This window comes from Actinocorallia lasiicapitis, assembly GCF_054778695.1.
Window position 1 is genome coordinate 1 of record NZ_BAAGZI010000454.1, and the last position, 4345, is coordinate 4345.

Below are 4345 nucleotides of genomic sequence, written 5' to 3' on the forward strand. Positions count from 1 at the left end.
CGGTCGTCGCGGTGCTGCTGGCGGCCGGGGGAGTGGCCGTCTGGCAGCTCTGGCCGGACGGCTCGCCCGCCGGATCCGGCGAGTCGGCGGCGGACGGCCCGCCCGCACGGCCGATCTACGCGCGGCTCGACCTGACGCCGATCGGCGACCCGGTCTGCCTGTCGCGGATCGTCCGGCTGGTGCCGGGCCAGCCCGGCTACACCGCGCTGACCCAGGACCACTGCGACGTCCTGCCGCAGTACAACGCCACGACCCGGCGGATCGCGTTCACCCGGACCGTCGCCGGAGCGTCCACGGTCTGGCTGCTCCCCGAAGCGGGCGGCGAACCGACCACGACGGGGATCGCGATCCGCCGGGGCACCCGTGTGTCCTGGTCGCCCGACGGCGCCCGGCTCGCGTTCATGCGCGACGTGGACGGCGCGGCCCAGCTGTTCGTGGCGGCGCCCGACGGTTCGGGCCTCCGCCAGTTGACCGAAGGCAAGGCCCGCAAGGACGATCCGATCTGGTCGAGCACCGGCCGGCTCGCCTACTGGGCCGACGTCGACGGACGCCCGCAGATCTTCACGCTCGACCCGGCGGCCGACCGCCCGTCGCCCGTCCAGGTCACCCGCGAGGACGCCGACCACCGGGCAGGCGACCCGGTCTGGTCCCCGGACGGCTCCCGGATCGCCTACACCCGCAGCCCCGTCCAGCAGAGTGAGGAGCACGACATCTGGGTGATCGGCGCGGACGGCTCCGGGGCGAAGGCCGTCACCGGCGCGCCCGGCCGGGAGATGGACCCGAACTGGTCGGCCGACGGCCGCTGGATCGCCTATGTGAAGGGTGTGCTGACCCTGCCGCGGATCTGGGCGGCCCGCTCCGACGGGTCGGGCGGCGATCAGGTCCTGACCCCCGAGGGAGTGTTCGTCAGCCACCCCAACTGGACCTGATCCACCGGACAGAACCCGCTGAACTGGTCAAACTCGGGCAAGTTAGTCTAGCCTTACCTAAGTTAGGTAAGGCTATCCCGAAGGGCCCCCATATGTTCGGCATCCCCCGCGGCGCCAGGCTCACCGCCGTGCTCGCCTCCGCAGCCCTCGTCGCCGGCGCCCTCACCGGCTGCGGCTCCCAGAAGCCGGACGACGCGGTCGCACCGGCGGGAACCGGAGCCGCCGCTGCCGCCTTCCCCGTGACCATCGCGCACAAGTACGGCGAGACCACGGTCAGGGCCGAGCCGCAGCGGATCATCACGGTCGGCCTCACCGACCAGGACGCCGTGCTCGCGCTGGGCAAGGTGCCCGTCGCGACGACCGACTGGTTCGGCGGCTACGACGGCGCCATCGGCCCGTGGGCGACCTCCAGGCTCAACGGCGCGCCCGTCCCCACCCTCCTCAAGGACACCGGCACCGGACCGCAGATCGAGAAGATCGCCGCGCTGAAGCCCGACCTGATCCTCGCCCAGTACTCCGGCCTGACCGACAAGCAGTACGAGCAGCTCTCCAAGTTCGCGCCCGTCGTCGCTCAGCCGAAGGAGTACAAGGACTACGGCGTGCCGTGGCAGGTCCAGACCGTCACCATCGGCAAGGCCCTCGGAAAGTCCGACGAGGCCGCCAAGCTGGTCACCGAGGTCGAGCAGAAGTTCGCCAAGGCCCGCGAGGACAACCCCGGGTTCAAGGGCAAGACGGCCATCTCCGCCACCCCGTACGAGGGCTACTTCGTCTACGGCAGCCAGGACGCCCGCTCCCGCACCCTCAGCCAGCTCGGTTTCGACCTGCCCGCAGACCTCGGCAAGGCCCTCGGCGACCAGTTCGGCGCCTCGCTCAGCAAGGAGCGCACTGACCTGCTCGACCAGGACGTCGCCGTGTGGACCGTCGGCGACATCGCCAAGGACGAGCCGAAGCTGCACTCCGACAAGCTGTACGGCGACCTGAAGGTCGTCAAGGAGGGCCGTGAGGTCTTCGTCGGCGAGAACACCCCGCACGGCGTCGCCTGGTCGTTCGTGACCGTGCTCAGCCTGCCGTTCCTGCTCGACGGCCTGGTCCCGCAGCTCAAGGCCGCCGTCGACGGCGACCCCGCCACCAAGGTCGAGCAGCCTCAGTGACCAGGAGACCGCGCCCGGTCGTGCTGCTGGCCGGGCTGACCGCGGCGCTGCTCCTGCTCTGCCTGCTGTCGCTGTCCTTCGGCGCGAAGAACGTGCCGCTGGGCCAGGTACTGGACGCCCTGATCGGGCGTCCGGTCGACAGCCTGTACGAGAACGTCGTGTGGGAGGTCCGGGTGCCGCGTACGGCGCTCGGGCTGCTCACCGGCGCGGCGATCGGGCTGTCGGGGGCGCTGATGCAGGCGCTCACCCGCAACCCGCTCGCCGACCCCGGGCTCCTCGGCGTCAGCGCCGGCAGCGGCTTCGCGATCGTGCTGGCCGTCGGCGTGTTCGGCATCACCGACCTGTACGGCTACATCTGGTTCGCCTTCGCGGGCGCGTTCCTCGCCAGCGCCGTGGTCTACGCGCTCGGCAGGCTCGGCCGCTCCGGCCTGACCCCCGTCAAGCTGGCCCTCGCCGGAGTGGCGATCAGCGCGCTGCTGTCCTCGCTGACCAGCGCGGTCGTGCTGACCGAGCCGGAGGCGCTGAACCGCTACCGGTTCTGGTCGGCCGGATCGCTCGCCGACCAGAACGCCGACTCCGTCTGGCGGATCCTGCCGTTCGTGGCCGTCGGGATCGTGCTGGCCCTCGCCGGCGCGCCCGCGCTCAACAGCCTCGCCCTCGGCGAGGACGTCGCCGCGTCGCTGGGCCGCGACCTCGGCCTGGTCCGGCTGCAGGGAGTGATCGCGGTCATGCTGCTGACCGGCGCGGCCGTCGCCGTGATCGGCCCGATCGTGTTCCTCGGCCTGATCGTGCCGCATCTCGCGCGGGTGCTGGCCCAGTGGGCGGGGCTCGGCCCCGACCACCGCTGGCTGCTGCCGCTGTCCGCGCTGATCTCCCCGACCCTGCTCGACGCCGCCGACCTGCTCGCCCGGCTCGACCGGCGGCCGCTGGAGGTCCAGGCGGGCGTCCTCATCGCGTTCCTGGGCGGACCGTTCTTCATCGCCCTGGTCCGCCGTCGCAAGCTCGCGGAGGTGTGAGCGATGGCCGTCCTTCCCGTCCGGCTGGCGGTGCCGCCGGTCTCCTTCCTGTTCCGGCCCCGGCTGGCCGCCGTCTGCCTGGCGCTCGCCGCCGCCACGTTCGTGCTGGTGGGGATGGGGGTCGCCATCGGCGACACCACGCTCGGGTTCGGCGAGGCGGTCCGGGCGATCCTCGGCACCGGCGACGCGGGAACCGTGCTGATCGTCCAGGAGCTGCGGCTGCCCCGGGTGGCGACCGGGCTGCTCGTCGGGATCGCGTTCGCGCTGTCCGGCGCGCTGTTCCAGACCATGACCCGCAACCCGATGGCCAGCCCCGACGTCATCGGGCTGACCGAGGGCTCGGGCACCGCCGTCGTCGCCGCCATCATGTTCGGCTGGGACACCGGGCTCGGGCTGCAGGGGCTCGGCCTGCTCGGCGGGCTCGCCACGGCCATCCTGGTCTACGCGCTGGCGTGGAAGGGCGGCACCACCGGCTACCGGATCATCCTGATCGGCATCGGCGTCTCCTGGATGTGCTCCAGCGCCACGGACTACCTGGTAGCCAAGGGCGGCCAATTCCAGGCCCAAGCCGCGCTCGGCTGGCTCGTCGGCAACCTCAACGGCCGCGACTGGGAGCAGACCGCGCCGCTCGCCGTCGCGATGGTCTTCCTCGTGCCGGTCTCGCTCGGGCTCGGCCGGCTGATGCGCACCCTCCAGCTCGGCGACGACGTCGCCGCCGGGCTCGGCACCCGGGTCCAGCTCGTCAGGCTCGCGCTGATGCTCACCGGGGTCGGTCTGATCGCCTTCGGGACGGCCGCGGCCGGGCCGATCGCGTTCGTCGCGCTGATGGCCCCGCAGATCGCCCAGCGGCTCGCCGGCACCCCCTTCCCCCCGCCGGTCACCTCGGCACTCACCGGCGGCGTCATCGTCGTCGGCGCCGATCTGGCGGCCCGCACCCTCATCCCCGGCACCGAGCTGCCCGTCGGGATCGTCACCGGCGCGCTGGGCGCGCCCGTGCTGCTCTGGCTGCTCATCCGAGCGAACAACGCCGGTTCTGGAGGCTGAACACCGTGAAGACACCCGATCTGCGCGCCGACGGGCTGAGCCTCGGCTACGGCGACCGCCCGGTCGTCGACGGGCTCGACCTGGCCGTCCCGCCCGGCAGGATCACCGCGATCGTCGGGGCGAACGCCTGCGGCAAGTCCACGCTGCTGCGGGCGCTCGCCCGGCTGCTGGCGCCCGCCGCGGGCGCCGTCACCCTGGACGGCAA

The 4345-nt window shown here is 72.6% G+C and carries 5 protein-coding genes; all 5 read left to right on the forward strand.

The annotated features are described in order from the left end of the window. Positions 1-929: TolB family protein (locus tag ACYVE7_RS30020; protein WP_460369410.1), on the forward strand; the 929-nt coding region annotated here is incomplete at its 5' end. Between the two features lie 92 nt (positions 930-1021). Continuing rightward, positions 1022-2080 carry an iron-siderophore ABC transporter substrate-binding protein gene (locus tag ACYVE7_RS30025; RefSeq protein ID WP_460369411.1) on the forward strand — a complete coding sequence of 353 codons (1059 nt, stop codon included), beginning with the start codon at positions 1022-1024 and terminating at the stop codon, positions 2078-2080. Then, positions 2077-3096, forward strand: coding sequence for a FecCD family ABC transporter permease (locus tag ACYVE7_RS30030; RefSeq protein ID WP_460369412.1), 1020 nt, complete (start codon positions 2077-2079; stop codon positions 3094-3096). The genes ACYVE7_RS30025 and ACYVE7_RS30030 overlap by 4 nt, the downstream gene beginning before the upstream one ends. Positions 3097-3099: 3 nt before the next feature. Further along, on the forward strand, positions 3100-4140 hold the full coding sequence (locus tag ACYVE7_RS30035) for a FecCD family ABC transporter permease (RefSeq protein WP_460369414.1): 1041 nt from the start codon (positions 3100-3102) through the stop codon (positions 4138-4140). Positions 4141-4145: 5 nt separating this feature from the next. Then, the coding region (locus ACYVE7_RS30040) for an ATP-binding cassette domain-containing protein (RefSeq protein ID WP_460369416.1) at positions 4146-4345 on the forward strand (200 nt) is incomplete at its 3' end.